This is a genomic window from Vulgatibacter incomptus (assembly GCF_001263175.1).
Classification (GTDB): Bacteria; Myxococcota; Myxococcia; order Myxococcales; family Vulgatibacteraceae; genus Vulgatibacter; species Vulgatibacter incomptus.
On the sequence record NZ_CP012332.1, the window covers coordinates 339,465 to 365,039 of the forward strand.

A 25,575-nucleotide genomic window follows, 5' to 3' on the forward strand; every position below is an offset into this window, starting at 1 on the left:
CTTGACGGGCCGGAAGTCTCGGCCGTAGGTTGCGCGGCGCGTCAAACCCAGGAGTTTTTGAAGATGGCAGCAAAGGTTTTGGTCAGCGACGATCTGTCCCGAGAGGGCATCGAAATCCTCGAGCGCGGCGGCCTCTCCGTCGACGTCAAGGTGGGCCTCAAGCCCGAGGAGCTCCGCGCGATCATCGGCGAGTACGATGGCCTGGCCGTGAGGTCGGCGACCAAGGTGACGGCCGACCTCCTCGCCGCGGCGGGGAAGCTGAAGGTCGTCGGCCGCGCCGGCGTGGGCGTCGACAACGTCGACCTGCCTGCGGCGACCAAGCGCGGTGTGATCGTGATGAACACGCCGGGTGGATCGTCCGTGACGGTGGCGGAGCAGACCTTCGCCATGATGCTCTCGATGTTCCGCCACGTCCCCGCGGCGACCGCGAGCGTGAAGCAGGGGAAGTGGGAGAAGAAGAAGTTCCAGGGGCGCGAGGCGGCCGGCAAGACCCTCGGCGTGATCGGCATCGGCAACATCGGCGCGATCGTGGTGGAGCGGGCCCGGGCCTTCGGGATGAAGGTGATCGCCCATGACCCCTTCATCTCCCCCGAGGCCGCCGCGAAGCTCGGCGCCACCCTCGTTCCCCTCGAGGAGATCTGGTCGAGCTCCGACGTGATCTCCCTCCACGTGCCCCTCACCGAGCAGACGCGCCACATCGTGAACGCGCAGACCCTCGCGAAGATGAAGCCGGGCTCGTACCTGGTGAACGCGGCACGGGGAGGCGTGGTCGACGAGGTCGCCCTCGCCGACGCGCTCAAGAGCGGCCACCTCGCCGGCGCCGCCCTCGACGTCTTCGAGAAGGAGCCGCCCGCCGCCGATCATCCGCTCTTCGCCCTCGACAACTTCGTGTGCGCGCCGCACCTCGGCGCGTCCACCCAGGAGGCCCAGGAGATCGTCGCGGTGCAGCTCGCCGAGCAGATGGTGGCCTTCTTCCAGGACGGCTCCATCAAGAACGCCGTGAACGTCCCCGCGGTCTCGAAGGAGCTTCTCGAGCACCTCGGGCCCTGGCTCGACCTCGCGGGCCGCGTCGGCGCGGTGGCCGGGCAGCTCGCGCCGGAGAACGCCTCCAAGGTGACCATCGAGCTCACGGGCGAGGTCACGGAGCACGGCACCAAGCCGCTCACCAACGAGATCCTCCGCGGGCTCCTCCCGTTCTTCACCCAGGATCCGGTGAACGTGGTGAACGCGCCGGCCCTCGCCAAGGAGCGCGGCCTCGCGATCACCGAGGTGAAGAAGGCCGAGAGCCCCGACTACGCCTCCACGATCGGCATCAAGCTCGAGGGCGCCTCGGGCTCCATCGAGGTCGTTGGCTCGGTGCTGGGCAAGCACGACCTGCGCATCACGCGGATCGACCGCTTCGAGATCGACGCGGTGCCCGACGGCTACATCCTCGTGCTCCGCAACGAGGACGTCCCGAAGATCGTCGGCAAGGTCGGCAGCATCCTCGGTGACGCCGGGGTGAACATCGGCCGGATCCACCTCTCGCGCTCGGCGCGGAGCGGCCAGGCGTTCTCCATGATCAACATCGACTCGCCGGCGTCGGCTGCGGTGCTCGCCGAGCTCCGCGCCGTCCCGCACGTGATCAGCGTCACGCCGATCCAGCTCTGATTTCGAAACGAGGAAGCAATGAGCCGCAAGCACAACTTCAACGCCGGTCCGTCGACCCTGCCTCTCGCGGCGCTCGAGAAGGCGGCCGCGAACCTCGTCGATCACGAGGGCCTCGGCCTCTCGGTCCTCGAGATGAGCCACCGGTCCAAGGACTTCGAGGCGATCCTCGCCCACGCGAAGGAGACCCTCGCGGGCCTCCTCTCGCTCCCCGCCGACTACGACGTGCTCTTCCTCCAGGGCGGCGCGTCCCAGCAGTTCGCCATGGTGCCGATGAACCTGGGCAGCGGGGGCGCGTACGTGACCACCGGCGCCTGGTCCCAGAAGGCGCTGGCGGAGGCGAAGGTCGTCGGCGAGCCGGTGGAGATCTGGACCGACAAGGCCGACAACTTCCGCAAGGTCCCCGCCGAGAGCGAGGCGCTGGCCGTCCCGGCGGGCGCCCCCTTCCTGCACTACACGACCAACAACACGATCTTCGGCACCCAGTTCCACTACGTGCCGAAGGCCTCGGTGCCGCTCGTCGCGGACATGTCGAGCGACTTCCTCTCCCGGCCCATCGACGTCCGGCCCTTCGGCCTGATCTACGCCGGCGCCCAGAAGAACGCCGGGCCCTCCGGCGTGACCATCGTGGTGGGCCGCAAGTCCATCCTGGAGTCGTTCGCCGGACCGAAGTGGGTCCCCACGATCCTCCGCTACGAGACCCACGCCAAGGCGGACTCGCTCTACAACACGCCTCCGACCTTCGGCATCTACCTCTGCTCGCTGGTCTTCGACTGGATCCGCGCTCAGGGGGGCTGGAGGAGATGGCCCGTCGCGCCCAGGCCAAGGCCGCGCGCATCTACGACGTGATCGATCGCCGCAGCGACGTCTTCCACGGCCACGCGGAGAAGGGCTCGCGCTCGCTGATGAACGTGACTTTCACGCTGAACGGGCCGGAGGAGGAGAAGCGCTTCCTCGCCGAGGCCAAGGCGGCAGGCTGCCTGGGGCTCGCCGGCCACCGCAGCGTCGGAGGGATCCGCGCCTCCATCTACAACGCGCTCCCGATGGAGTCCGTCGAGGTCCTCGCGTCCTTGATGGAGAGCTTCAAGCCCTGACGCGGCGGAGCCGGAGGCGGAGCAAACGAAAAGAAGAGCGTATCCGCGCACGCGAAGCCGTAGGCGGAGCCACGGAAAGGCGCGATCGCGCGTAGCGCGGCTGACGGGATCGGACCTGCTTCAGCAGGGCCGATTCCTTCATACGCTCTGGTGGCTTGCGAACGGCTGGCGAGATAGTAGAGTGCGCGGCCTTTCGGGGGAGTCGGAGCAGTTCATGTCCAATGTCGCGGTGATCGGCGTCCAGTGGGGCGACGAAGGCAAGGGAAAGATCGTCGACCTCTTCACCGAGCACGTCTCGGTGGTGGTCCGCTTCCAGGGCGGCAACAACGCCGGGCACACCCTGGTCGTGGGCGGTGAGAAGACCGTCCTCCACCTGATCCCGAGCGGCATCCTCCACTCCGGCAAGATCTGCGTGATCGGCAACGGCGTCGTCGTCGACCCCGAGGTCCTCTGCAGGGAGATCGATCAGCTCCAGTCGAAGGGCCTCCTGTCCGACGACCGCCAGCTCGTCCTCTCGGACGGCGCCCACGTGATCATGCCCTGGCACAAGCGCATCGACGTGCTGCGCGAAGGCGCCATGGGCGACGCGAAGATCGGCACCACCGGCCGGGGCATCGGCCCGACCTACGAGGACAAGGTCGCCCGCCGCGGCGTGCGCGTCTTCGATCTCGTGCGTCCCGATCGCTTCCGCGCGGCGGTGGAGCGCGCGCTGCCCGCGGCGAACGAGGAGATCGTCCGCCTGGGCGGCGAGCCGTTCGAGGCCGAGCAGGTGATGGCGGCCTACGCGAAGCCGGCGGAGCGCCTCGTGCGCTACGTGAAGGACGCCTCGCTCTTCGTCTACCAGCGGATCCAGGCCGGGGACAACGTCCTCTTCGAGGGCGCGCAGGGCACCCTCCTCGACGTGGACCACGGCACCTATCCCTACGTCACCAGCAGCAACACCGTGGCGGGCAACGCCGCGGTGGGCAGCGGGGTGGGGCCCAGCTGCATCGGCGAGGTGATCGGGATCACCAAGGCCTACACCACCCGCGTCGGCTCGGGTCCGTTCCCCACGGAGCTCCTGGGCCAGGTGGGGCAGGACCTCCGTGACAAGGGCGGCGAGTACGGCGCCACCACCGGCAGGCCCCGGCGCTGTGGCTGGCTCGACGCGGTGGTGATCCGCTTCGCCGCCCGGGTGAACGGCCTGGCTGGCCTGGCGTTCACGAAGATGGACGTCCTCACCGGGATGCCCACGCTGAAGATCGCGGTGGCGTACGAGCTCGACGGCGAGCGGGTCGACGAGCTCCCCACCGACGGCGAGTCCCTCGCTCGGGCGAAGCCGATCTATGAGGAGATGCCGGGCTGGACCGAGGACCTCTCCGCCTGCAAGCGGTACGAGGAGCTTCCGGAGAACGCCCGTCGCTACATCGAGCGGATCGAAGAGCTCGGCCGCGTGCCGGTGATGGCGGTCAGCGTCGGCCCGGATCGGGCCGAGACCATCCTGCGTCGAAACCCCTTCGTCTCCCCGTAGGAGCGATCGGCCGCCGGTGGAAGCCGAGCGGCCGACCTCTGGCGGAGCGCCGTGAAATCCCTCCCGAGTACGCTCCCTTGCGAGGGGCGCACCGGGCAGGTCGAATTCCGGTACACGCATTCGCGAGATCGGGCATGGTCCGCGACGCACGGCGGTTCGACCGCTGAAGGCACGTTGCCGGATGGACGTTCCATCCTTGCTGCGGGGACGCCTTCCGGCGTATAACGCCGTGCTCTTTTTTGGGGGATTGTCTCACCCCGTAGGGAGAAGACGTTGCTCGATATCATTCCTGCGCTCATCGCCCAGGCCGAGGCTCCTAGCGGCGCCGGCGGCATCCTCGGCATGGCGCCCATCCTGCTGATGTTCGTGGTCATCTACTTCCTGATGATCCGGCCGCAGCAGAAGCAGGCGAAGAAGCACCGGGATTACGTCGCTGGCCTCAAGAAGGGCGACGAAGTTGTTACCAACTCCGGGATCTTCGGGAAGATCGAGGCCATCGAAGACACCGTGGTTCGCCTCGAGATCGCCCGGGACATCAAGATTCGGGTGCTCAAGTCGCAGATCGCCGGCGCCCAGCCCGGTGCTGCCGACGTCGCTCCCGGCGCGCCCGCGCCGGCTCGCAAGGATTAACGCCGCCCGTTCCTGCCTTCGGCTCCGACTCCTGCCTTGGGAGTGGGGGGCGGCGGGCGGGGACGGCGTGAGGTTACGCATGGAACGTAGCTGGTACGTGCGGCTCTGGATCGTGCTCGCGGTGGTGCTCAGCGCCACCTACCTGCTCATCCCGACCTTCGTCTACTTCACCCTCCCCGCCGAAGTCCGGAACGACAAGGATGCCTTCGAGGCCGCCTTGCCCGGCTGGGCGCCCAAGAAGCGCATCAACCTGGGGCTCGACCTCCAGGGCGGCGTGCACCTCGTCCTCGGCGTCGATCTCGACAAGGCCGTGAAGGACAAGGTGGTCCGCCGCGCCGACGAGATGCGGACCTTCGCGACCGAGAAGAAGCTCTCGGTCCAGTCGATTCAGGCCAACCGCGCCAAGGAGGAGATCCTCGTCTCCTTCGCCTCCGATGCCGATGCGGATGCCTTCCGCACCGCGGCCCAGGAGTTCTTCGGCGACATGCACCGGTCCGGAGGCGGAACCGCCAGCCGCTACGCCTTCGACGCCGAGTATCTGAAGCGGTTCAAGGAAGGCGCGCTCGATCAGGCGCTGCGCACCATCCGCAACCGCATCGACAAGTGGGGCGTCTCCGAGCCCACCATCGCCAAGCGCGGCAGCGACGGCATCCTCGTCCAGCTCCCGGGCTTCAAGGATCCCGAGAAGGCCAAGGAGCTCCTCGGCCGGACGGCCCAGCTCGAGTTCCGCATCGTGGCCGACTCCGAGGCTTCGAGCCTCGTCGACAACCTCGGCGCGCTCCCCGACGGGATCACCAAGGGCTCCGACGGCTACCAGGCCTATCTCCAGTCCACCGATCGCCAGGCCCTCGAGCACTTCGTCGACGGCAAGGCGCCGGAGGGCCTGGCCATCGCCACCAGCAAGGTCGAGGCGCGTGACGCCGCGGGCCTCGCGGGCGCGGTCAGCTACCGGACCTACGTGCTCCGCTCCAAGACCGAGATCACCGGCGACAAGCTCACCGACGCCCGCGTGGCGGTCGATCAGTCTGGTCTCGGCGGCGGCAAGCCCTACGTCTCGCTCTCCTTCGATCCGGAGGGCGCGCGGGCCTTCGAGCAGCTCACCGGCGCGAACATCGGCAAGCGCCTCGCGATCGTCCTCGACGGCAACGTGGACTCGGCTCCTGTGGTCCAGTCGAAGATCGCCGGCGGAAGCGCCCAGATCACCCTGGGTGGCAACCGCAACTACAACCAGCTCATCGAGGAGGCCAACGAGCTCTCCCTCGTGCTCCGCTCCGGCGCGCTCCCCGCTCCGGTGTCGATCTTCGAGGAGCGGACCGTGGGCGCGTCCCTCGGGCCCGAGCTCATCCGCAGCGGCGCCACCGCCTCGGTGGTCGGCCTCCTGCTGGTGCTGCTCTTCATGGCGGTCTACTACAAGCTCACCGGCGTGATCGCCGACGTCGCCCTGGTGCTGAACGGCCTGCTCATCCTCGCGGCCCTCGGCATGGTGGGCGCCACGCTCACGTTGCCCGGCATCGCCGGCTTCATCCTCACGCTGGGGATGGCGGTGGACGCGAACGTGCTCATTAACGAGCGCATCCGCGAGGAGCTGCGGCACGGGAAGAACTCCAAGGTCGCCATCAAGGAGGGCTACGGCCGGGCGTTCGCCACGATCTTCGACGGCCACGTCACCACCCTCGTCGCGGCCTTCGTGCTCCTCCAGTACGGAACCGGTCCGATTCGCGGCTTCGCGGTCACCCTGATCATCGGTCTCGTCGCGTCGCTGTTCACCTCGATCGTCGTCACCCGCCTCGTGAAGGATCGCCTCTATCAGGGCCGTCCGGGAGAGGTCATCTCGGTCTGACGGCCGAGGTCCGCACGGGGGGGCCGCTCGTCGGCCCCGCCGGCGGTGGAGAAATCTCATGGAACTCATCAAGCCGGGTACGAACTTCGACTTCCTGGGGAAGCGGCGGCTCCTGATCACGATCTCCCTGGCGTTGATCGCCGGGGTCCTCGTGCTCCTCCCCTTCCGCATCAACTTCGGCGTGGACTTCGCCGGCGGCACGGAGATCGAGGTCAAGTTCAACCAGCCCGTGTCGGCAAAGGACGTGCGCCTCAAGATCGAAGAGGCGGGCTTCCACGACGCGAGCGTGCAGCAGTTCGGCACCGCCGAGGAGAACTCCTTCCTCGTCCGGGTGCAGCGCGTGTCCATCCTCAGCCACGAGCAGGCCGAGGCGCTCCGCCAGAACCTGGAGAAGGAGCTCGCCGCCTACGGGGTCGAGTCCGTCGACTTCGACGAGCACGTCGGCGACCGGGTCGACATCCGCACCGAGAGGCCGGTTCCGCTCGAGGCGCTCCGCGGGGCGGCCACCGGGACGGGCGTCCACCTCTCGCAGACCAGCGAGCCGATCCGCGACCTCACCCGCGCCGGCCAGCCTGCGTACCAGGTCCTCACCCAGGGCCTGTCGGACAAGGTCTCGGAGGCGCTCCGGGCGTCCTTCGGCGAGGACACGGTCGACGTTCGGCGCGTCGAGTACGTCGGTCCCCAGGTCGGTCAGCAGCTCCGCAACCGCGGCATCATGGCGGTGCTCCTGTCGATGGTGGCGATCCTCCTCTACATCGCCTTCCGCTTCGACCTCCGCTTCGCCCCTGGCGCCGTCGTCGGCCTCTTCCACGACGTCGCCGTGGTGCTCGGCTACTGGGTGGTGACCGGACGGGAGTTCAACCTCACCTCCATCGCCGTGATCCTCACGGTGGTCGGATACTCGGTGAACGACACCATCGTGGTCTTCGACCGGGTCCGCGAGGTGCTGGCGCGCAACAACGGCAAGTCGCTGCTGGAAAACATCAACATCGCCACCAACGAGGCTCTCGGCCGCACCGTGATCACCTCGGGCGTCACCGCGCTCTCGCTGGTCGGCCTGCTGATCTTCACCTCGGGCTCGCTCTTCGACTTCGCCGCGGCGATGCTCGTCGGCATCATCGCCGGCACCTACTCGTCGGTGTTCATCTCCGGCCCCGTGGCCGTGTGGATCGACCACTGGATGCAGAAGCGCGACGCGCAGAAGGCCGCCCTGGCCGGCACGACCCGAGGCGCCACCAAGCGCGCCCCGGCCCACGCCGACTGACGTCGAGTCAGAAGTTGCTCGGACGAGAGGCCGGGGAGAGCGAGAGCTCCCTCCGGCCTTTCGCGTTTGTTGCGGCCAGGTCGAAGTGGCGGGGTGGGCCCGTCAGGCGAGCTCGCGCAAGCGCGCAGGGATGGCGCCGGGCGAGGGCAGGCCGAGGTTCGCGAGCGCGTGGCAGAACGCAGAAGGCGAGGCGTAGCCGAGCATCTGCGACACGCCCTCGGTGGTGGCGCCGGGCGCGCTCATGAAGCAGACGCCCATCGTGGTGCGCCACCGCTGCAGGAGCTCGCGCCAGCCGCCGGACGCGTTGTACGCGTAGCGGTCGTGGTAGGCCTGCAGGTAGCGGAGGATCGGCGGGCGGGAGCGCCCGAGGGCGTCCTGGACGTCCACCAGCATGGGCCGCCGCGCCAGCGTGGCCAGGGCCGGATCCACGATGGCCACGAGCTGGCGCAGAGGGGCCGGCACCTCCTCGACGAGCGCTCCAGGATCGATCGGGTCGAGAGGCACGCCTTCGGCGCGGAGGACGGCGACGATCGTCTCGGTCGCCGCTTCGGCTCGGACCTCCATCGAGGCCGTCGCGTGGAGGAGGGCCTGCAGCGTCTTCGCGGAGAGCTTGCCGGTCCCGCCCGGCTCCACCAGCCGGGTGCCGAGGAGCGTAGGCTCCCACTCGACGATCAGGGTGGTCGCGCTCGCCTCCCGGCGGAGGTGCCAGCCGCTGCCGCGCCGCTCGGAGAGCCACTCGCCCGGGGCGAGGACCACGTCGCCGCCCGGGCGGCGGACCCGAGTCTCACCTTCGAGCGAGACGAGCACGTTGGAGCGGGCGGGGTCGAGCCGTCGTCCGAAGTGCCCGACGAGCAGCGCCTCGTCGTCGACGAATCCCAGGCGGCTTTGTACGAAGATCCGAAACCGCGTGTGCAGGATCGCGTGATCGGCGAACCGGACTCCGAGCTCCGGCACTTCGACCTGGCGAACCGACACGAGCACTCGAACCTCCACGGGCGCCGCGGGCGCCTCGCAGGGCCGCCCCCCGCCACGCGAGACGGCACCGCTCTGGCACGGCGGCGCCTCACATCAGCGTATCACCGGAGTCGGTTTACAAAATGACAATGGATCGAGGCCCCCCTTCGTGGTCGTTTCAAAAGTTGCTTCGGCAGGAAAGCGGAGCGCTTTCGAGACCCTGCTTTCGAGACCGTGGAGGACGACGAGATGACGAACTGGAACATTCGCCTGGCGTTGGCGCTCTCTTTCGCATGCGCTGCCTGCGGCGGAAAAGCCGAGCCGAAGTCAAACATCGATCCTCCGGAGGATTCGGGCGAGACGGTCGCGGATCGCTGTGCGCCCGCCGATCTGTCGGGCTCCCTCGCCGGCGGCTCGTGGGATCCTCGCTTCACGGTGGCCGGGCTCACGGGCCACGACGGCCAGGCGCCGACGGTCTACGACTTCGCAGTGGATCCCGAAGGGCGCCTCCTCGCCGCCGGGCGCTTCCATTGGAACGGAAGCGACGTGGTTGGCCCTCTGGCCCGCCTCGAGGCCGGGACGTGGAAGCCGGCGCAGTCGACCTGGACTCGCGAGCCTCCCCCCGGCGGCTTCTCCGCCGTGGCCTCGGCGCCGGACGGCAAGCTCGCCCTCGCCACCCACCGCACCCTCGCGCCGCGCGGGGGCGAGATCTGGCTGGACGGCGAGCCCATCGCCACCTTCTCCGGCGCCGTTCGTCGGATGGAGTGGGTGGGAGACCGGCTCTGGGTGGCGGGCTCCTTCGAGCTCGACGGCGTCGACGGCGCCTTGGGTCTGGCGGTTTGGGATGGAAACGCCTGGTCGCCGGCGCCCGGCGGTCCCGCGGACGGATCCGTCTTCGCCCTGATGGTCGAGGACGGCCACGTCTGGGCCGGCGGTGCCTTCGACGCAATCGGGGGGATCGAGTCGCACGGCCTCGCCGAGTGGGATGGCGAGACCTGGATCGCCCACGACGTCGACCTGCCTCGCGCCGTCGTCTACGCGATCGCGCGGGACGGCGACGAGCTCTACCTGGGCGGTGGACTCTACGTCGAGGAGGGCGAGATGGGCCACTCGGTCGGCGGCATCCTCCGTCGCAACGACGCGGGCTGGGAGCTCGTGGGAGGCGGCGTGGCCGCCGGCTACAACTACGGCATGGTCAGCGACCTGCTCGTGCACGGCGGCTACCTCTACGCCACGGGCTGCTTCTCCTTCCTCGGCGGCGGCGCGCTCGATCCCGACGCCATTCCGTCCCGCGCCTTCGCGCGTTGGAGCGGCACCGAGTGGGAGCCCCTCGACGACGGCTCGGAGGGAGGAGTCGGCACGGTCTGGTTCACGCCGAGCGTGTGCGGCGACGAGGGCCCCTTCGCGATCTGGGATTCGGAGTACCAGCGCCTCTTCGTCCACGACGGCAAGGTCCACGCAGGCGGCGCGTTCCCGGGCGTGGCGGGCGTCGCTTCCCAGAGTGTGATCGCATTCGACGGAGAGCGTTGGCTTCCGGCGACCTCGGCCGGAGCCGGCGTCTCAGGCGAGGTGGGCGACCTGAGCGTGGGCGGCGCCGCTTGCACGCCCTACGCGCTGGGAGGCTTGACCCACGCCGGCGGGAGCCGCGTGCCGTCCGGCGTGGCGCGCTTCGACGGCGGCTGGAAGGCCGTGGGCACGGCGCTCCCCGACGGGCTCTTCAACTGCGTGCGGGTCGCGGTCGACAAGGAGGAGAGGGTCTTCGTCGGCTGCTCCATCGACGGCGAGGGCGAGCCCCTGGCGCGGGTGCTGCGCTGGAGCGGCGCCGCCTGGGAGCCGGTGGGCGAGCCCCACGAGCTCGTCATGCTCCATGACATGGCCCTGGATCCCGCCGGCAGGCTCTGGATCGTCGGCGGCACCGAGAAGGGCTGGGTGGCACGCCTCGACGACGACCACTTCACGGTGGTGGAGGACGGCTTCGACGGGATGGTCTACCGCCTGGCCTTCGGCCGTACCCGCGCCAAGGGGGTCTCCGATTTCCCGATGGTCGTGGCCGGCGTGTTCGAGGCCGTGGGCTCGCAGCCCGCCCGGCGCATCGCGCACTGGGACGGCGCCGCGTGGACGCCGCTGGGCGAGGGCGCTCCCGCGTTCGTGGAAGGGTTGGCCCTTGGCAAGGACGGCGTGATCTACGCGAGCACGCAGGAGGAATGGACCGGGGAGCGCTTCGTCCTCGCAGCCTGGGATGGAAAGACCTGGACGGAGCTCGGCACGCCGGCGCGCGGCCTCCCGGCCCCTATGGAGGGGACGGTCCACACCTTCATGCGCCTCCTCGAGCGCGACGGCACCCTGATCGCGACGGGCTACGTCTGGCCCGAGGACGGCGCTCGGAACGCCTTCGTGTACGACGGCGAGAAGTTCTCGCCCGTCGCACGCGGCGTGCCCGCCATCTCGGTGGTCGCCATTGGCCTCACGCCCGATGGACTCTGGCTGGGCGGCTCCATCGCCGAGGTCGTCGACGCCGACGGGCACCACCCCTCCGTCGGCGTCGCCCGCTTCGAGTGGTGATCTACCGGCGCTGGAGCTTGCTGAGCAGGCGCAGCATCTCGAGGTAGAGCCAGACGAGGGTGACGATCAGCGAGAAGGCGCAATACCACTCCATGTGCTTGGGAGCGCCTTCTCGCGCGCCGTTCTCGATGAGGTCGAAGTCGATCACGAGGTTGAGCGCGGCCACGCAGACGATGACCAGGCTGAAGATGATGCCCACGGGCCCGGAGCTGTGGAGAAGGGGCATCCGCACGCCGAACAGTCCAATCAAGAAGCTGACGACGTAGAAGAGGGCGATGGCCCCCGTTGCACCGATCACCACTCGCTGGAAGACCGGCGTCGCTCGAAGGACGCCGGCGCGGTAGAGCCCCAGGATCGCGAGGCAGACGGCGAAGGTGAGCGCCACCGCCTGAATCGCGATTCCGGGATACGCGGCCTCGGCCACCGCGGAGAGGGCACCGAGGAAGACGCCCTCCAGCAGCGCATAGATCGGCGCGGTGAACGGCGCCCAGCTCCGCTTGTAGATCGTGACGATCGCGATCACGAAGCCGCCGAGGCCGCCGATCACCATCCCGCCGCCCACCGCCCCGCTCGTGGGATCGGCGATCGCACGGCCCCAGATGGTCGCCGCGCCCGCAACCACGAGGAGCAGGAGGATGAGGGTACGGTTCACCGTGCCGTGCACCGTCATGGCCTCGCCGAGGGCGCCGGCCGGGCGGGCGAAGGTTCCTTCCTTGAGCAGCGGATTGCTGGAGCGCAAAGGCGATTCCTTTCCAAAGACGCGTGTCGAGTCGAGACACGGACGGTCCACGCTAGCAGACGAGCCCGCCACCAGGCGACGTCGGACTCCAATGCGATGTTCGTCCGACCTTGGACGAGGGGGTCGGGCAGGCATTCGACTGACGATGGCTTCGGCTGGGCGCCTGGGCGGAGGACGAGCGGCCTCGCGTCGAGCCCTTCGCCGAGCTCGAGCTCGAGCTGCAGGCGCTCTGGTTGCCGCGGTAGGGGGCCCCAAACAGGGCGCGGGCGGCGAGTTGATCCCGGGATCCGGGCGGGCGCAAGCTCCTCACCATGGCCTCCAAAGAGCTTCTCCTCGATCGGTTTCGAACGGTCTCGTGGACCCTCCTGCGGATCGTCCCGGCGGTGATCCTCATGCAGCACGGCGCCCAGAAGCTCTTTGGCGCTTTCGGTGGCCTCGACGGCTCCGGCGGGACCGTGCCGCTCGCTTCGTTGATGGGCTTCGCGGGAATCCTCGAGTTCTTCGTGGCTGCACTTGTCGTGCTCGGGTTGTTCACATGTCCGGCGGCCTTCATCCTCTCGGGGGAGATGGCGGTCGGCTACTTCATGGCCCATGCGCCGAAGGGCTTCTGGCCCATCAACACCGGTGGCGAGCCCGCGGTGCTGCTCTGCTTCTCCTTCCTCGCCATCTCTGCATGGGGAGGAGGGCCCTTCAGCCTCGACGGTCTCCTGGCCCGCCGCAAGCGCGAGAAAAAAGCGAACCGCCCGGTCGCCTCGCGGCCCTGAGGGCGTCACACGCGAGCGGGTCGCTTCCGACCGAACGCCGCGTTCATCGAGCCCATGAAACCGACGAGGCGATCGAGGTGGCCGCGACGGAGAAGCCGGCGGACGACCAACGGTTCATGCCTCTGCCAGCGCGGCGTCGAGGGCGCGGAGCGACCTCGCCTCCTCTCGCACGGCCTCCAGCATCTCGTCGGTGTTGGCGCTCTGCAGGACGCGATGCTGCGCCGAGCGAAGACGCCTCGCGATGTCCGCGATGCCTCGAAGCCGCTCGAGCTCCGAACGGGAGAGGGTCACGGTGTCTCTCATTTCGTTCTCCGTCGGGGAACCGCCCCGGGTGAGGGATTCGTTTCCCAAGGGGGCGGGGCCATCGTCTGTGTGGTTCGTCTGGACGAACCATTCTGTTGGGTGGTGCCCGTACCGTCAAGCGCGATGCCACGCAGGTCGACACCAGACCCCCTCGCCCTGAAAATCGGCCTGAGAATCCGGCAGCTTCGAGAAGACGCGGGCCTGTCCCTCGAGAAGTTGGCCTACGAGAGCGAGCTGGGCTCGAAGGGGCACCTCTCCGACCTCGAGCGCGGGCTCACCCGCCCGACCGTCTCGACCCTGAAGGTTCTGGCCGATCGCCTAGGGGTCGCCCTCCTCGACCTGGTGACCTTCCCGGACGAGGACGAGCGGCAACGACGGATCGATCGCGAGCGCGCGAGCGGTGCGTCCGCTCCCTATGGTGACGGCTCCCGAATGGAGGAACGAGCGCTCGGCCTCACGGTGGCCGAGCCGAACCTCGAAGGGGTGGCGCGAGAGCTTGGGGGGCGGATCCGTGACGCCCGGCTCCGGGCCGAGCTGAGCGAAGATGCCGTCGCCGCTCGCGCGGGCCTGGACCCGCCGCAGCTCCGCGCGATCGAGAGCGGCGTCGCGGACGTCACGGTGAGGGCCCTCGGCCGCATCGCCGCAGCGATCGGGCTGGATTTCTGGGACCTCGTGGGCGGCCGGTAGCGATCCCGCCGGCGTCGCCGCGGAATCCTGGATCGAACGCGGGGTCGCCTCCGTGCGGCTCGTGTACCATGCGCCCGTGCGCTGGGAGCTCCTGCCAGAAGAGAACGCAGCCGATGGCCTCGCCGGAGATCTGGGCTGCCATCCGCTCGTCGCCGGCATCCTCTACCGGAGGGGCGTGCGGAGCGCCGAGGAGGCGGAGCGCTTCCTCCGGCCGCGCCTCGCCGATCTGCCGGATCCTTCGCTCCTGGCCGGCATCGAGCCCGCGGTGGCGCGGATCGTGCGGGCCATCGACGCCGGCGAGCGTATCACGGCCTACGGCGACTACGACGTCGACGGCGTCACGTCCACGACGCTGCTCGTCTCGTTCCTGCGGGCGTGCGGCGCCGACGTGGACTTCTACGTGCCCCACCGCCTGGAGGAGGGCTACGGCCTGAACCTCGAGGCCGTTGCGCACCTCGCGGAGCGGGGCACCCGCCTCCTGGTCACGCTGGACTGCGGCGTGACCGCCGTGGCCGAGGTGGACGAGGCGATCCGCCTGGGCCTCGAAGTGGTCGTGGTCGATCACCACACCACCCCCGCCGAGCTCCCCCGCGCCGCGGCGATCCTCAACCCCTGGCAGCCCGGCTGCACCTATCCCACGCGGCACCTCTGCGCGGTGGGCGTGACCTTCCTCCTCTGCGCCGCCCTCCGGCGAAGCTTGCGGGCGCGGGGCCGATTCGCCCAGAGGCCCGAGCCGAACCTCAAGAGCTACCTCGACCTGGTGGCGCTCGGCACCATCGCCGACGTGGTGCCGCTCACCGAGGCGAACCGCCTCCTCGTGCGCGAGGGCCTCGAGGTCCTCGCGCGGACGAAGCGCCCCGGCCTGCAGGCCCTGAAGCGCGTTGCGGGGGTGGAGCCCGACGGAGCGGTGACGGCAGGCCAGGTGGGCTTCCGCCTCGGCCCGCGGATCAACGCCGCCGGCCGCCTCGACGACGCGGGCAAGGCCGTGGAGCTCCTGCTCTGCGACGATCCGGCGCGGGCGGAGCGCCTCGCCCGGGAGCTGGACGCCGCCAACGCGGAGCGCCAGGCCATCGAGCGAGGTCTCGTCGACGAAGCCCTCGTTTTGGCGGAGAGCCAGCCGGGCGCCTGTGGGCTGGTCCTTGCCGGCGACGGCTGGCATCCGGGCGTCGTGGGCATCGTCGCGTCGCGCGTCGTCAGCAAGCTCCATCGGCCTGCGGTGGTCATCGGGATCGATCCCGAGACCGGAGTGGGGAAGGGGAGCGGCCGTTCCATTTCCGCCTTCGATCTCTACGGCGCGCTCTCGCGCTGCAGCGAGCACCTCGAGCGCTACGGCGGGCACAAGCACGCCGCCGGCGTCACCGTCGCCCGCGAGTCCCTGGAGGACTTCCGGCGCGCCTTCGAGCGTGAGGCCGAGGCGCAGCTCGCCGGCCACGACCTCACCCCCGTCTGCCGCGTCGACGGGACCCTCCGGCCGTCCGATGTGAACGAGACCCTCTGCGAGGCGCTGGAAGCGCTCGCTCCCTTCGGCGCAGGCAACCCGGAGCCCGTCCTCGCCCTCATGGGCGTGCGGGCGCGGGGCCGCATCGTCGGCGGCACCGATCGGGGCCCCGGCCACCTCAAGCTCACCCTCGACGCCGCCCCCACCGCCGACGCCATCGGCTTCGGCATGGGCGACCGGCTCGGCGAGCTCTCGGGCCCGGTTGATCTCGCGTTTACCCTGGGTTTCAACGAGTTCCGGGGCGAGCGCCGCGTCCAGCTCGGCCTGCGCGACCTGCGCCCGACCCGATCGTAGAGCGGGTAGCGCCTCCCTGCCTGCCCCACGGATTTCCGAGGGGATCTGTGTAGGTGCCCGAAATCACGTTTGTTTCGAGGGAAACGACCCGGCGGTCGACGATTTTTGCGTCGCGTGTCGATCCAGGCCATCGTCGTTCGTCGTCTGGGTGAGGCCCGCGAAGAGCCTCCAACATCCAAGGAGCTTCAGATGCGAGTGATGGTGATCCTAAAGGCCAATCAGCAGTCCGAGTCGGGACAGATGCCCAGCACGAAGGAGCTCGCCGAGATGGGCGCCTTCAACGAAGAGCTGGTGAAGGCGGGCGTCATGCTCGACGGCGAAGGTCTCCACCCGAGTGTCCGGGGAAAACGCGTGCGCTTCGCCGGTGGTCGGACGACCGTGCTCGACGGTCCGTTCGCCGAGACGAAGGAGCTGATCGCCGGCTTCTGGCTCTGGCGCGTGAAGTCTCTCGACGAGGCGGTGGAGTGGGCGAAGCGCATCCCCGCCATCGAAGGCCAGGAGACGGAGGTCGAGCTCCGGCAGGTCTTCGACGCCGAGGACTTCGGCGAGGCGTTCACGCCCGAGCTGCACGATCAGGAGGCCCGCCTGCGCGAAGAGGTCGAGCGGCAGAGGGCGTAGCGCGCGGGAGTACCCGTACGGCTGCCGCCGGGAAGATCCGGGGATCGGACGAATTCTCAGGACGTGTCGATCCAGGTCGATCGTCCTAGGAATGAGGCCGCCGCAAATCCAGGCATCCACGACAGGAGAAGGACCCGATGCGATTCATGATGCTGATGATCCCGAAGGGCTACGAGACGGCGAAGCCGGGCGTCATGCCGAGCCCCGAGGCCGTGGCCGCGATGATGAAGTACAACGAGTCCCTCCAGAAGGCAGGCGTGCTCCTGGCGCTGGACGGGCTGCATCCGCCCTCGATGGGCGCACGGGTGACGTTCTCCGGCGGCAAGCCCAAGGTCATCGACGGTCCGTTCCCGGAGGCCAAGGAGGTCATCGGCGGCTACTGGATGATCGACGTCAAGTCGAAGGAGGAGGCCATCGAGTGGGCCCGCCGCTGCCCCGGTGGCGACAACGAGATGATCGAGGTCCGCCAGGTGCAGGAGTTCGCCGACTTCCCCGAGGACGTGCAGAAGGAGATCTCGGCCGACCTCGGCAAGAAGTAGGCGATGGGCTCCGACGGCGTTCGCAAGGCGATCGAGGCGATCTGGCGGATCGAGTCCGCCCGGATCGTGGGCGCCCTCGTCCGGATGGTGCGGGACGTCGGCGCCGCCGAGGATATGGCGCAAGAGGCGCTCGTGACGGCGATGGAGCGGTGGCCGGAGGCCGGGATCCCGGACAACCCGGGGGCATGGCTCCTGGCGACTGCGCGGAATCGGGCGATCGACGAGCTGCGCCGCCGAGGCCTTCGGGAGCGCAAGCAAGGCGCGATGGCCGACGCCGAGCCCGCCGTCTTCGAAGAGGATCTCGCCTCGCGGATCGACGAGGACGTAGGCGACGATCGGCTCCGGCTGATCTTCGTCGCCTGCCATCCGGTCTTGTCGAAGGACGCCCGGGTCGCGCTCACGCTGCGGCTGGTGGGCGGCCTGAGCACCGCGGAGATCGCGAGAGCCTTCCTCGCCCCGGAGCCCACGATCGCCCAGCGGATCGTGCGCGCGAAGCGGACGCTCGCCGAGGCGCGGGTGCCCTTCGAGGTCCCCACCGGCCCCGATCGCGCCGAGCGCCTCGCGTCGGTCCTCGAGGTGATCTACCTCGTCTTCAACGAGGGTTATACGGCGACCGAAGGCGACGACTGGATGCGCCCCGAGCTCTGTGGCGACGCCCTTCGCCTGGGCCGAATCCTCGCCGCGCTCGTGCCGGACGATCCAGAAGTGCTCGGCCTCGTCGCGCTGATGGAGCTTCACGCGTCGAGGGCGAGGGCCCGAGTCGGTCCGAGGGGAGAGCCCATCCTCCTCCTCGATCAGGATCGATCGCGATGGGATCATCTGCTCATCCGTCGCGGGCTCGCCGCCCTGGACCGCGCCGAGGCCCTCGGCGGATCGCTGGGGCCCTATGCGCTGCAGGCTGCCATCGGCGCGTGCCACGCCCGGGCGAGATCGGCGGATCAGACCGACTGGGCCCGCATCGTCGCTCTCTACGACGGGCTCGTCGAGCTCACGGGATCGCCGGTGGTGGAGCTGAACCGGGCCGTGGCGGTATCGATGGCCTTCGGCCCTGCCGCGGGCCTGGAGCTCCTGGAGCCGCTGGCCTCGGAGCCTTCGATGCAGCGCTACCACCTGCTGCCGAGCGTGCGGGGCGATCTCCTCATGAAGCTCGGGCGCTTCGAGGAGGCCCGCGCCGAGCTCGAGAGGGCCGCCTTCCTCGCGTCGAACGCGAAGGAACGGGCGCTGCTCCTCGCGCGGGCGAAGGCGTGCCGTGGGCCGTGAACAAGGACGGGCGACGCTGGCGCCCGACTTCGTCGGTGACCCGAACGAAGCGCCGCTACGCCCGCATCTTCCGCAGCGCTTCGATCCTGGGTGCCCGGCTCTTCGGGCTGTCGAGGCTGAAGGAGCGCGCGTCGCCGAGCTGCTCGCGCACGTAGCTCTCGGTCTTCGCCACCGCTTCCTCGAGGGCGCGGCTCTTGCCCACGAACGAGGCCCAGACGATCGACTCCGACTCGACGTCGTACTCCCAGAGGCCCACGAGCCGGCCCCGATCGAGGATTGCGTGGCTGGGCAGATCCGAGAGTCCGCCGAGGGTCCCGACCGCCCGATCGAGGGCCACCGTCCGCTCGAGATCGGCGTCGTCGAGGAGGGTCCGCACGTCGCGGCGCGTGGCGGAGATCGCGTCGAGGCTGCTCACCAGCACGGGCTGCGCCTTCTTCGGCGGGACGAACGCGCGCAGGGCGTCGGCGTCGTCCGGGAAGAGGAGGCGCTCGCTGCCCGGCTCCATCGGCACCAGCTCGAGGCGGGCGACGAGCTCCTTGCTCGCCTTCACACCGAGTGAGAGGAACCACTGGAGCTCGCCGACGGTCGCCGGGCCAACCCAGCGGAAGAACCGGCTCGCCACCTCGAGCTGCGCGTCGTCGACGGAGCCGCGGTACGCCTTCAGTGGATTCCGATCCCACTTTGCGTACCGGTAGCGCTGCTGGTCGAGGCGCCCGTTCACCGGGAGCCTCCGGATCTCGCCGAGGGACTGGAGCTTGCCCAGCGCGAGGGGGAGGGTGGTCCCGATGCCCTTCTTCTTGCCCTCTTCGCCCAGGCTGCGGGAGAGGCCGCCCGTGGCCTCCCGAAGCTCGTCGGGATCGAGGGGACCTTTGGCGAGCGCTTCGATGACGCCGTCGCAGAGCGCGTCGATCTCGCGGTCGGTGACGCCCAGCTTGCGCGCCGGACGCATGGGCGCGTCGGCGAAGGCCTGGCTGGCCTTGAGCGCGATCGCGAAGTCGCGAGAGGGGACGACGTAGGTGCAGCCCCGCGCCGACGGCAGCTCGTGGATCTCGAGGCGCTGGACCGCGGCGTCGGCCTCCTCGCGGCTCGTGCCCGCGCGGGAGAAGAGGGTGAGGTACGGCCCGACGCCGGCGACGGAGCGCGCCCAGCCGGAGCGCTCCAGCACCTGGGCCGGGCTGGCCCCGTCCAGGGAGCCGTCGAGGCCCTGCCGGGCGGACCACCACGCACGAAGCACGCTCGCATCCATGATTGCTCCCTGGTTCCAAAGAGGATCATGGAATATCACCGCGGATCCGCGGCGGTCCAGGAAGGGCCTTTATCACCCGAAGTGATAGGCGGAGAGACGCGCGCTCGCGAAGCTGCCGTTGTAGGCGACCACGCCCTGGTCGTCGCCCGCCGCTCCGGCGACCACCATCAGCGGAAGGAGGTGCTCCTCTCGCGGGTGCGCGCGCCGCGCCATCGGGGCGCTGGTCCAATCCGCCAGGAGGCGGTCGCGCTCTGGCCGGCTCCTGGTGGTCGCCTCCCGAAGCCAGGCGTCGAAGGTCTCCGACGCGGGGCCGCCTCGGGGTCCGAAGCTGCGCAGGTCGTGGAAGGTCATGCCGCTGCCGACGATGAAGACGCCCTCGTCCCGCAGCGGCGCCAGCGCCCGGCCCATCGCCAGGTGCACCTCGGGATCGAGGTCGCGCCGCAGGGAGAGCTGGACCGTGGGGACGTCGGCGTTCGGATAGGCGAGCTTGAGCGGCACGAAGGTGCCGTGGTCGTAGCCGCGCGTGGGGTTCGCGGCGGTCTCGAAGCCGGCGCCGCCGAGGAGCTCCCGTACTCGCGCCGCCAGCGCCGGGCTCCCGGGGGCCGGCCACTGGAGCTCGTACGACTCCGGCGGGAAGCCGTAGTAGTCGTAGAGCATCGGCGGCCTCTCGGCGGTCGACACCGTGGGCACGCGCTCCTCCCAGTGGGCGGAGATCACGAGGAGCGCGGTGGGCTTCGTCTTCGGCACCTCGCTCACGGAGCGGAGGTAGGCGGCCAGCTCGTCGAGCTCGGCGGGCGTGCCGAAACCGATGTCCACGAAGGGCCAGGGTCCGCCGCCGTGGGGAAGGAAGACTACCGGCATCCGCTCGGGGCGCGCGGCGCTCTTTTCACCCTTGCCCGGGGTGGCGAGCGAGAGGCCGGCAAGGCCTGCAGCGCCTGCGGCCAGGCCGGTGGCCAGCAATTTTCTCCGCGTGATCCCTTCGTCGTGCTCGTCGGACATGGACCGGCTCCCGGCTCGTTTCAGTGAACCGGGATCGTGATCCAGAAGCGTCCGAGGCGCCACCCCGACGTGTGCACATCATCGTTCCGGGGGGCGCAACGGCGGCGCACGCTCGAACGTGCGCCGCGCCCGCGCATTCAAACCGCTCTCACGCCATGCCCCAGCGGACCTTTCCGCTGGAGAGCAGCGCGCCCACCCGGGCGAGCTCGTGAAGGCGGATCCGCTCCGCCTCGCGCTGGAAGGACGCGCGGCAGCCCTCCGAGCAGAAGTAGTACTTGCGCTTCTTGTACTCGACGCAGATGACGCCGGAGCTGCCGGCGCTCACCTTCCTTCCGCAGATTGGATCGTAGAGCATCGCCGCCCGCCCCCTTTGCGCCCGTCGCGCGTGTCCCGTGCCCCGGAGCCGGCCCTCGCCGACCCCCACCGTCTGCATTCCTGCTCCGGGGCCCGGTCCCCTCCGCGATCGCTTCCGATCGCGGTCCTCCGTCGCCGCCGCCTCCCTGTCGCGAGTGGATTTCGTGCAACCTCGAAGCCAACCGCGGCGGGCGTCCCTGGGCGACTTCCGGCGCCGAAGGAGAGGCGGTCTCCTTTCGGCTTTACCGATCGGACATTTCGCGGGCGGTCGGTTCTACAACCGTATGAAGAAAACGGTCCCGCAGAAGCGGGCCCGTTCTCTTCAGCGTCGGGCGAACGCGCTCTTCCGTTGCTCCGCCTTCGGCTTCGCGTGCGCGGAAACGCTCTTTTTTTCGTCTACTCGGCTCTCAGCCCGACGAGCCGTAGTCGTGGCGACCCAGGCCCGCGCCCGTGTACGCCTCCGCCCTGGCCTCCTCCTCCGCCGGAAAGGCGGGGGGGCCGTAGATGTTGAAGAGCGAGGCGGAGCGGCGGCCGATTACCTTCATGCGGTACGGGCTGGCTGCCGGGATCACCGCGCCTTCTCCTGCCCGGAGCTCGCGGGTGTCGTCGCCGATGGCGAGCTCGATCCGGCCCTCCACCACATAGACGACCTGATCGCTCGACGTGTTGCCGTCCTCGTTGACCGACGACCCCCCCGGCGGGAGCGTCATCATCGCGAGCTGCGTCCGATCGGTGGTCTTCACGAGCTTGAAGCGCTCGCCTTTTTCCTGGTGAACGTCGAAGTGGATCACGCCAAGCCCCCCTTTCCCGGGCCTCCTCGCGAGAGGAGGACCTTCTCCCTGTACAGAAGCTAGCCACTGTGGGAGGCGCCTGCCCAGGAGGCGGCCGGATCGATGCCCGAAGGCGAGGCGGACGTGATGGGAGGCACCGACACGCCGCGAGCAGGCCGGCGATCGGCGGCTCGCCCGAGGTGGGGTTAGATCTCGAAACCGAGGCCGAAGGTGGCGGCGAAATCCGAGTAGTAGGAGCGGTGCATATTCGTCAGCTCCAGGCGGCCCACCGGGCGGAAGGCCCCTGCGTCGCGCAGGGAGAGGCCGAGGCCAACGCCGTAGGCCGCTCCCCACTGGAGCGCCGATTGCGACTCTCCGGTCGGGCCCCTGCCGAGAGGATCGTTCACCGCGTAATCGACGGAGACGATCGTGGCGGCAGGTCCTGCGGTCAGGTACGGCGACAATCGCAGCGGGAATCCCGGCAGATCCGGCGAAAGGCCGAAGCGAAGGGGAAGCGCGAAGGCGTCGAGCGTCCGGGAGACGCGCATGTCCCGGGTTCCTTCGTCGCTGGATGTCGTGCTCCAGAGCAGCCCCGCGTCGAAGAGGATGCCCCGCGACAGGCCCAGGTGGCGGCCCAGGTCGTAGCCGAGCCGAAGGCTCCACGCAGCCGCCGTCGGCGAAGCGACTCGGAGGGGATCCTGATGAACGACCAGCGAGATCCCGCCTTCCACGGAGAGCCCGGTCCCGGCGGGTGGGCTCTCGGCACGCACCTCTGCCTCGGGAGCCTCCTGCGCGGACGCGAAGCAGGGGAGGCCGAGGGCGAGGAGGAGACAAATCGTGTTTCTCATCGGCACTGTCCGTTGCTCGGAACGCCGCTGCACGCAGCGCCGAGGGCGTCCGCGGTCAGCGACAGGCGGTCCTGGAAGACCGCGCAGAGCGCCACCCGGGTCGCGTCGTCGGGAGCGCCCGCGATGATCGCGGAGGCGATGGTGTCGAGCCTGCCGAACGAGTCCCCGGTTGGATCCTCCGCGACGACGGCCGCGAGGCTCCTGGGCCCGATCGAGCGGTAGCTGGCGCGGAGCGCGTCGACCACGCGGTCGAGGTCGGTGTTTGGCGCCTTGCTCGCCCCGTAGAGGGCCGACGCCCACACGGTGCCGAGCTCGTACTTCCGCGGGCCCCAGTGCTCCGCCTTCTCCCTGGAACCCGCGAAATAGCGCGCGAAATAGCCGATCTCTTCGTCGAACTCGCGCTGGGACCAGCAATGCGCCTTGGGATCGAAGTAATTGAGGTCGCGACCTCTCCCCTCCCACTCGAGGAGGGAATGTCCGATGAAGCGCGGATCGCCCGTGGTGGCCACGGCCCAAACGTCGGCGAAGCCCTCCTCGAGGAGCGACAGCATGATCGGGCCTGCCGTGTCGACGCACGAGACGGGGCACCAGCGGTCCACGTAGTCCGGGTTCCACGCGCCTCCGTGGACCTCGGCGGTGAAGATCCCGTGGCCGTACTCGTGAGCGATCACGCCCTGGTTCATTGCGAGCGGGATGCTCTGGAGCTCTTCGAAGCGGAAGAGCAGGAACGAGCGGAGGGAGGAGTACCAGGCGGCGTTGTCCTTGCCCCGGTCGTCCCGGTTGACCCGGAAGCTGGGGAAGTAATAGACGGGCACGCCCCTCAGGGCCTCGGGGTCCACGCCCCGCGCCAGCGCGTACGCCCGCGCCCGCTCGAAGCCGTAGTAGGCCGAGGCGAGGCTCAGGGATTGGAAGTCGGACGGCCAATAGACGCCGTCCTTCTCCAGGAACTGCGCCTTCGCGGCGGTCCCGGGATCGTCCAGCACCGCGTCCCGGAACTGTTTCTCGGTCGAGACGTAGTTCAGACGTCCGTCGAGGACGATGCTGGCGCCGACGATCGGCGTGGCGGCCTCGCCCCGGAGGGAGGGCAGGTCCTCGAGGGTCCGGACCTCCACCACCTCGAGGCCGTAGCCGTTGGTGTCCGGATCCCACTGGAGGACCGCCATCTTCACGGGGCCGGACACGTCTGGCGAGCAGGCGGCCAGAACGGAAGCTGCGAGGAATAGAAAACAGGGCTTGAGATTCACGGCCGCGAACCGTAGCACTTGGCGCCCGGCGCGAACACCTTGACTCTGCGCGTCTGGCTCCGTGAAGATCACCCGTTCCTCTCCTGGGGTTTCACCCGTGGCATTCCTCTCCGAGCACAAGCGCACCCACTCCTGCGGCGAGCTCCGCAAGACCGACGCGGGCAAGACCGTCGTCCTCCACGGCTGGGTGAACACCCGGCGCGATCACGGCGGCGCCGTCTTCATCGATCTGCGGGATCGCGCGGGCCTCACGCAGGTGGTCTTCGAGCCCGACGTCGACGCGGCGGCCCACGCGCTGGCGGGAGAGCTCCGTGGCGAGTACGTGATCGGCGTGGTCGGCGAGGTGGTCTCGCGGGGCGGCAACGTCAACCCGAACCTCCCCACCGGCGAGATCGAGGTCAAGGTCAAGCGCCTCGAGATCTTCAACCGGGCCAAGACCCCGCCGTTCCTCATCGAGGACGAGATCGACACCCACGAGGAGCTGCGGCTCAAGTACCGCTACCTCGACCTGCGCCGCCCCTCGGTGCAGAAGACCTTCCTGCTGCGGCACCGGGTCAACCAGGCCACCCGCACCTTCCTGACCGGCAAGGGCTTCGTGGAGCTCGAGACGCCGTTCATGGGCCGATACACCCCCGGCGGCGCCCGCAACTTCCTGGTGCCGTCGCGCCTCAACAACGGCCGTTTCTACGGCCTGGCGGAGAGCCCACAGCTCTACAAGCAGCTCTACATGGTGGCCGGCTTCGACCGGTACTTCCAGATCGTGAAGTGCTTCCGCGACGAGGATCTGCGCGGCGACCGCCAGCCCGAGTTCACCCAGATCGATCTCGAGATGTCCTTCGTCGATCAGGAGGACGTGCTCGCCGTCGCCGAGGGTCTCTTCGCCGAGATCTTCGCCGCCTCGCTGGGCGCGCGGATCGCCACGCCCTTCCCGCGGATCACCTACGACGACGCGATGGACCGCTTCGGCGTCGACAAGCCCGACACCCGCTTCGGCCTCGAGCTGAAGGACCTCACCGCGGTGGTGCGGGAGGCCGGCGGCGGCGGCGTGCCCTTCTTCGCCGAGGCCATCGAGTCGGGCGGGATCGTGAAGGTCCTGCGGCTCCCGGGCGGCGGTGGCATGAGCCGCACCGAGATCGACAAGCTCGAGGACGTCGCCAAGAGCTTCGGGGCGAAGGGCCTCGCCAGGGCGAAGGTGGCCGCTGGCGGCGAGTGGACCCAGTCTCCCCTCACCAAGACCATCGACCCGGGCGTTCGTCAGCGGATCAACGAGGTCGCCCAGGCGGAGGAGGGCGACGTCCTCCTCTTCCAGTTCGGCAAGGCCAAGCAGGTCAACGGCGTGCTCGGGCAGATGCGGGTTCAGCTCGGCAAGCGCCTCGGCCTCCTGCCCCCCGGACGGCACGACCTCCTCTGGGTCGTGGACTTCCCGCTCTTCGACTACTCGGAGGAGCAGGCCGCCTATGTGGCCGCGCACCATCCGTTCACCTCGCCTCGGCCGGAGGACGTGCAGTACCTCCTCACCGAACCCGGTCGGGTGAAGTCTGTGGCCTACGACCTCGTCCTCGACGGCAACGAGGTGGGCGGCGGCTCGATCCGGATCCATGATTCGAGCGTGCAGGCCAAGGTCTTCCAGGCCCTCGGGATCGGCGAGGAGGAGCAGCAGAGCAAGTTCGGCTTCCTGCTGGACGCGCTCTCCTACGGCGCTCCTCCCCACGGCGGCATCGCCTTCGGGATGGATCGTCTCGCGATGATCCTCACCGGGGCCGAGTCGATCCGCGACGTGATCCCCTTCCCCAAGACCCAGAAGGGGACGGACCTGATGACCGGCGCGCCTGGCGACGTGAGCGAGGAGCAGCTCCGCGATCTGAACGTGAAGGTGATCCGCCCGGCGTAGCCTGCGCAACAAAGGCGGCG

General features: G+C 69.4%; 22 protein-coding genes and 1 pseudogene. 14 read left to right on the forward strand and 9 right to left on the reverse strand.

Annotated features, from left to right (window positions below; all coding sequences use genetic code 11):
- Positions 1-63 precede the first annotated feature (63 nt).
- The 6 genes and pseudogenes from serA (at position 64) to secF (ending at position 7,985) form a co-directional block, all read left to right on the forward strand.
- Positions 64-1,650 carry a phosphoglycerate dehydrogenase gene (gene serA, locus AKJ08_RS01295; RefSeq protein ID WP_050727388.1) on the forward strand — a complete coding sequence of 529 codons (1,587 nt, stop codon included), beginning with the start codon at positions 64-66 and terminating at the stop codon, positions 1,648-1,650.
- 18 nt (positions 1,651-1,668) lie between these two features.
- A pseudogene (serC, locus tag AKJ08_RS01300) lies at positions 1,669-2,741 on the forward strand (3-phosphoserine/phosphohydroxythreonine transaminase).
- A 214-nt stretch (positions 2,742-2,955) separates the two neighbouring features.
- Complete coding sequence (locus AKJ08_RS01305; protein ID WP_050724404.1) at positions 2,956-4,251, forward strand: adenylosuccinate synthase; 1,296 nt, start codon at positions 2,956-2,958, stop codon at positions 4,249-4,251.
- A gap of 273 nt (positions 4,252-4,524) precedes the next feature.
- Entirely contained in the window at positions 4,525-4,881 is a 357-nt protein-coding gene (gene yajC, locus AKJ08_RS01310) for a preprotein translocase subunit YajC (protein ID WP_240475409.1), read from the forward strand.
- Between the two features lie 79 nt (positions 4,882-4,960).
- Entirely contained in the window at positions 4,961-6,721 is a 1,761-nt protein-coding gene (gene secD, locus AKJ08_RS01315) for a protein translocase subunit SecD (RefSeq protein ID WP_050724405.1), read from the forward strand.
- 58 nt (positions 6,722-6,779) lie between these two features.
- Positions 6,780-7,985, forward strand: a complete 1,206-nt coding sequence (gene secF / locus AKJ08_RS01320; RefSeq protein WP_050724406.1) for a protein translocase subunit SecF — start codon at positions 6,780-6,782, stop codon at positions 7,983-7,985.
- 102 nt (positions 7,986-8,087) lie between these two features.
- Here the strand turns inward: secF and AKJ08_RS01325 are convergent, their stop codons facing one another.
- Positions 8,088-8,966 carry a hypothetical protein gene (locus tag AKJ08_RS01325; protein WP_050724407.1) on the reverse strand — a complete coding sequence of 293 codons (879 nt, stop codon included), beginning with the start codon at positions 8,964-8,966 and terminating at the stop codon, positions 8,088-8,090.
- A gap of 222 nt (positions 8,967-9,188) precedes the next feature.
- Between AKJ08_RS01325 and AKJ08_RS01330 the strand changes: the two genes are divergently transcribed.
- Positions 9,189-11,501, forward strand: a complete 2,313-nt coding sequence (locus AKJ08_RS01330) for a hypothetical protein (protein ID WP_157370393.1) — start codon at positions 9,189-9,191, stop codon at positions 11,499-11,501.
- A gap of 1 nt (position 11,502) precedes the next feature.
- On the opposite strand, the gene AKJ08_RS01335 is transcribed toward AKJ08_RS01330, so the two are convergent.
- A complete protein-coding gene (locus AKJ08_RS01335; protein ID WP_050724409.1) occupies positions 11,503-12,240 on the reverse strand; it encodes a Bax inhibitor-1/YccA family protein in 738 nt (245 codons plus the stop codon).
- Positions 12,241-12,551: 311 nt separating this feature from the next.
- On the opposite strand from AKJ08_RS01335, the gene AKJ08_RS01340 reads away from it, so the two are divergent.
- Entirely contained in the window at positions 12,552-13,004 is a 453-nt protein-coding gene (locus tag AKJ08_RS01340) for a DoxX family protein (RefSeq protein ID WP_050724410.1), read from the forward strand.
- A 114-nt stretch (positions 13,005-13,118) separates the two neighbouring features.
- On the opposite strand, the gene AKJ08_RS19630 is transcribed toward AKJ08_RS01340, so the two are convergent.
- Positions 13,119-13,307: a hypothetical protein gene (locus tag AKJ08_RS19630; protein WP_169788727.1), complete on the reverse strand. Its 189-nt coding sequence runs from the start codon at positions 13,305-13,307 to the stop codon at positions 13,119-13,121.
- A gap of 123 nt (positions 13,308-13,430) precedes the next feature.
- Between AKJ08_RS19630 and AKJ08_RS19635 the strand changes: the two genes are divergently transcribed.
- From AKJ08_RS19635 to AKJ08_RS01370, 5 genes are all read left to right on the forward strand, one after another.
- On the forward strand, positions 13,431-13,994 hold the full coding sequence (locus AKJ08_RS19635) for a helix-turn-helix domain-containing protein (RefSeq protein ID WP_169788728.1): 564 nt from the start codon (positions 13,431-13,433) through the stop codon (positions 13,992-13,994).
- Positions 13,995-14,055: 61 nt separating this feature from the next.
- The gene (recJ, locus tag AKJ08_RS01355; protein WP_240475410.1) at positions 14,056-15,786 is read left to right on the forward strand and encodes a single-stranded-DNA-specific exonuclease RecJ; all 1,731 of its coding nucleotides are present in this window, start codon (positions 14,056-14,058) and stop codon (positions 15,784-15,786) included.
- Between the two features lie 189 nt (positions 15,787-15,975).
- Entirely contained in the window at positions 15,976-16,404 is a 429-nt protein-coding gene (locus AKJ08_RS01360; protein WP_050724413.1) for a YciI family protein, read from the forward strand.
- 137 nt (positions 16,405-16,541) lie between these two features.
- Complete coding sequence (locus tag AKJ08_RS01365; protein WP_050724414.1) at positions 16,542-16,943, forward strand: YciI family protein; 402 nt, start codon at positions 16,542-16,544, stop codon at positions 16,941-16,943.
- A gap of 3 nt (positions 16,944-16,946) precedes the next feature.
- The gene (locus tag AKJ08_RS01370; RefSeq protein WP_050724415.1) at positions 16,947-18,203 is read left to right on the forward strand and encodes an RNA polymerase sigma factor; all 1,257 of its coding nucleotides are present in this window, start codon (positions 16,947-16,949) and stop codon (positions 18,201-18,203) included.
- A gap of 55 nt (positions 18,204-18,258) precedes the next feature.
- On the opposite strand, the gene AKJ08_RS01375 is transcribed toward AKJ08_RS01370, so the two are convergent.
- The 6 genes from AKJ08_RS01375 to AKJ08_RS01400 all read right to left on the reverse strand — a co-directional run bounded on the left by AKJ08_RS01375 (position 18,259) and on the right by AKJ08_RS01400 (position 23,664).
- A complete protein-coding gene (locus AKJ08_RS01375; protein ID WP_050724416.1) occupies positions 18,259-19,449 on the reverse strand; it encodes a DNA glycosylase AlkZ-like family protein in 1,191 nt (396 codons plus the stop codon).
- A gap of 72 nt (positions 19,450-19,521) precedes the next feature.
- On the reverse strand, positions 19,522-20,448 hold the full coding sequence (locus AKJ08_RS01380; protein ID WP_082342539.1) for a DODA-type extradiol aromatic ring-opening family dioxygenase: 927 nt from the start codon (positions 20,446-20,448) through the stop codon (positions 19,522-19,524).
- Between the two features lie 148 nt (positions 20,449-20,596).
- Positions 20,597-20,803 carry a YHS domain-containing protein gene (locus AKJ08_RS01385; RefSeq protein ID WP_050727392.1) on the reverse strand — a complete coding sequence of 69 codons (207 nt, stop codon included), beginning with the start codon at positions 20,801-20,803 and terminating at the stop codon, positions 20,597-20,599.
- A 406-nt stretch (positions 20,804-21,209) separates the two neighbouring features.
- Positions 21,210-21,593, reverse strand: coding sequence for a cupin domain-containing protein (locus tag AKJ08_RS01390; protein WP_050724417.1), 384 nt, complete (start codon positions 21,591-21,593; stop codon positions 21,210-21,212).
- Between the two features lie 185 nt (positions 21,594-21,778).
- Positions 21,779-22,420 (reverse strand): outer membrane beta-barrel protein, encoded by a 642-nt coding sequence (locus AKJ08_RS01395; RefSeq protein WP_157370395.1) that lies wholly within the window; start codon positions 22,418-22,420, stop codon positions 21,779-21,781.
- A complete protein-coding gene (locus AKJ08_RS01400) occupies positions 22,417-23,664 on the reverse strand; it encodes a hypothetical protein (RefSeq protein WP_157370396.1) in 1,248 nt (415 codons plus the stop codon). Before AKJ08_RS01400 ends, AKJ08_RS01395 begins: the two co-directional genes overlap by 4 nt.
- Positions 23,665-23,761: 97 nt before the next feature.
- On the opposite strand from AKJ08_RS01400, the gene aspS reads away from it, so the two are divergent.
- Positions 23,762-25,555, forward strand: coding sequence for an aspartate--tRNA ligase (gene aspS / locus AKJ08_RS01405; protein ID WP_050724420.1), 1,794 nt, complete (start codon positions 23,762-23,764; stop codon positions 25,553-25,555).
- Positions 25,556-25,575: the final 20 nt, after the last annotated feature.

What these genes read in the sequence shown, in the direction of transcription:
- AKJ08_RS01395 (WP_157370395.1), bottom strand. Translation starts at nt 22,420, where the DNA reads ATGAGAAACACGATTTGTCTCCTCCTCGCCCTCGGCCTCCCCTGCTTC.
- AKJ08_RS01375 (WP_050724416.1), bottom strand. Translation starts at nt 19,449, where the DNA reads ATGGATGCGAGCGTGCTTCGTGCGTGGTGGTCCGCCCGGCAGGGCCTC.
- serA (WP_050727388.1), top strand. Translation starts at nt 64, where the DNA reads ATGGCAGCAAAGGTTTTGGTCAGCGACGATCTGTCCCGAGAGGGCATC.
- AKJ08_RS01365 (WP_050724414.1), top strand. Translation starts at nt 16,542, where the DNA reads ATGCGATTCATGATGCTGATGATCCCGAAGGGCTACGAGACGGCGAAG.
- AKJ08_RS19635 (WP_169788728.1), top strand. Translation starts at nt 13,431, where the DNA reads ATGCCACGCAGGTCGACACCAGACCCCCTCGCCCTGAAAATCGGCCTG.
- AKJ08_RS01380 (WP_082342539.1), bottom strand. Translation starts at nt 20,448, where the DNA reads ATGTCCGACGAGCACGACGAAGGGATCACGCGGAGAAAATTGCTGGCC.
- AKJ08_RS01385 (WP_050727392.1), bottom strand. Translation starts at nt 20,803, where the DNA reads ATGCTCTACGATCCAATCTGCGGAAGGAAGGTGAGCGCCGGCAGCTCC.
- AKJ08_RS01330 (WP_157370393.1), top strand. Translation starts at nt 9,189, where the DNA reads ATGACGAACTGGAACATTCGCCTGGCGTTGGCGCTCTCTTTCGCATGC.
- AKJ08_RS01305 (WP_050724404.1), top strand. Translation starts at nt 2,956, where the DNA reads ATGTCCAATGTCGCGGTGATCGGCGTCCAGTGGGGCGACGAAGGCAAG.
- secD (WP_050724405.1), top strand. Translation starts at nt 4,961, where the DNA reads ATGGAACGTAGCTGGTACGTGCGGCTCTGGATCGTGCTCGCGGTGGTG.
- AKJ08_RS01340 (WP_050724410.1), top strand. Translation starts at nt 12,552, where the DNA reads ATGGCCTCCAAAGAGCTTCTCCTCGATCGGTTTCGAACGGTCTCGTGG.
- secF (WP_050724406.1), top strand. Translation starts at nt 6,780, where the DNA reads ATGGAACTCATCAAGCCGGGTACGAACTTCGACTTCCTGGGGAAGCGG.
- AKJ08_RS01370 (WP_050724415.1), top strand. Translation starts at nt 16,947, where the DNA reads ATGGGCTCCGACGGCGTTCGCAAGGCGATCGAGGCGATCTGGCGGATC.
- AKJ08_RS19630 (WP_169788727.1), bottom strand. Translation starts at nt 13,307, where the DNA reads ATGAGAGACACCGTGACCCTCTCCCGTTCGGAGCTCGAGCGGCTTCGA.
- AKJ08_RS01360 (WP_050724413.1), top strand. Translation starts at nt 15,976, where the DNA reads ATGCGAGTGATGGTGATCCTAAAGGCCAATCAGCAGTCCGAGTCGGGA.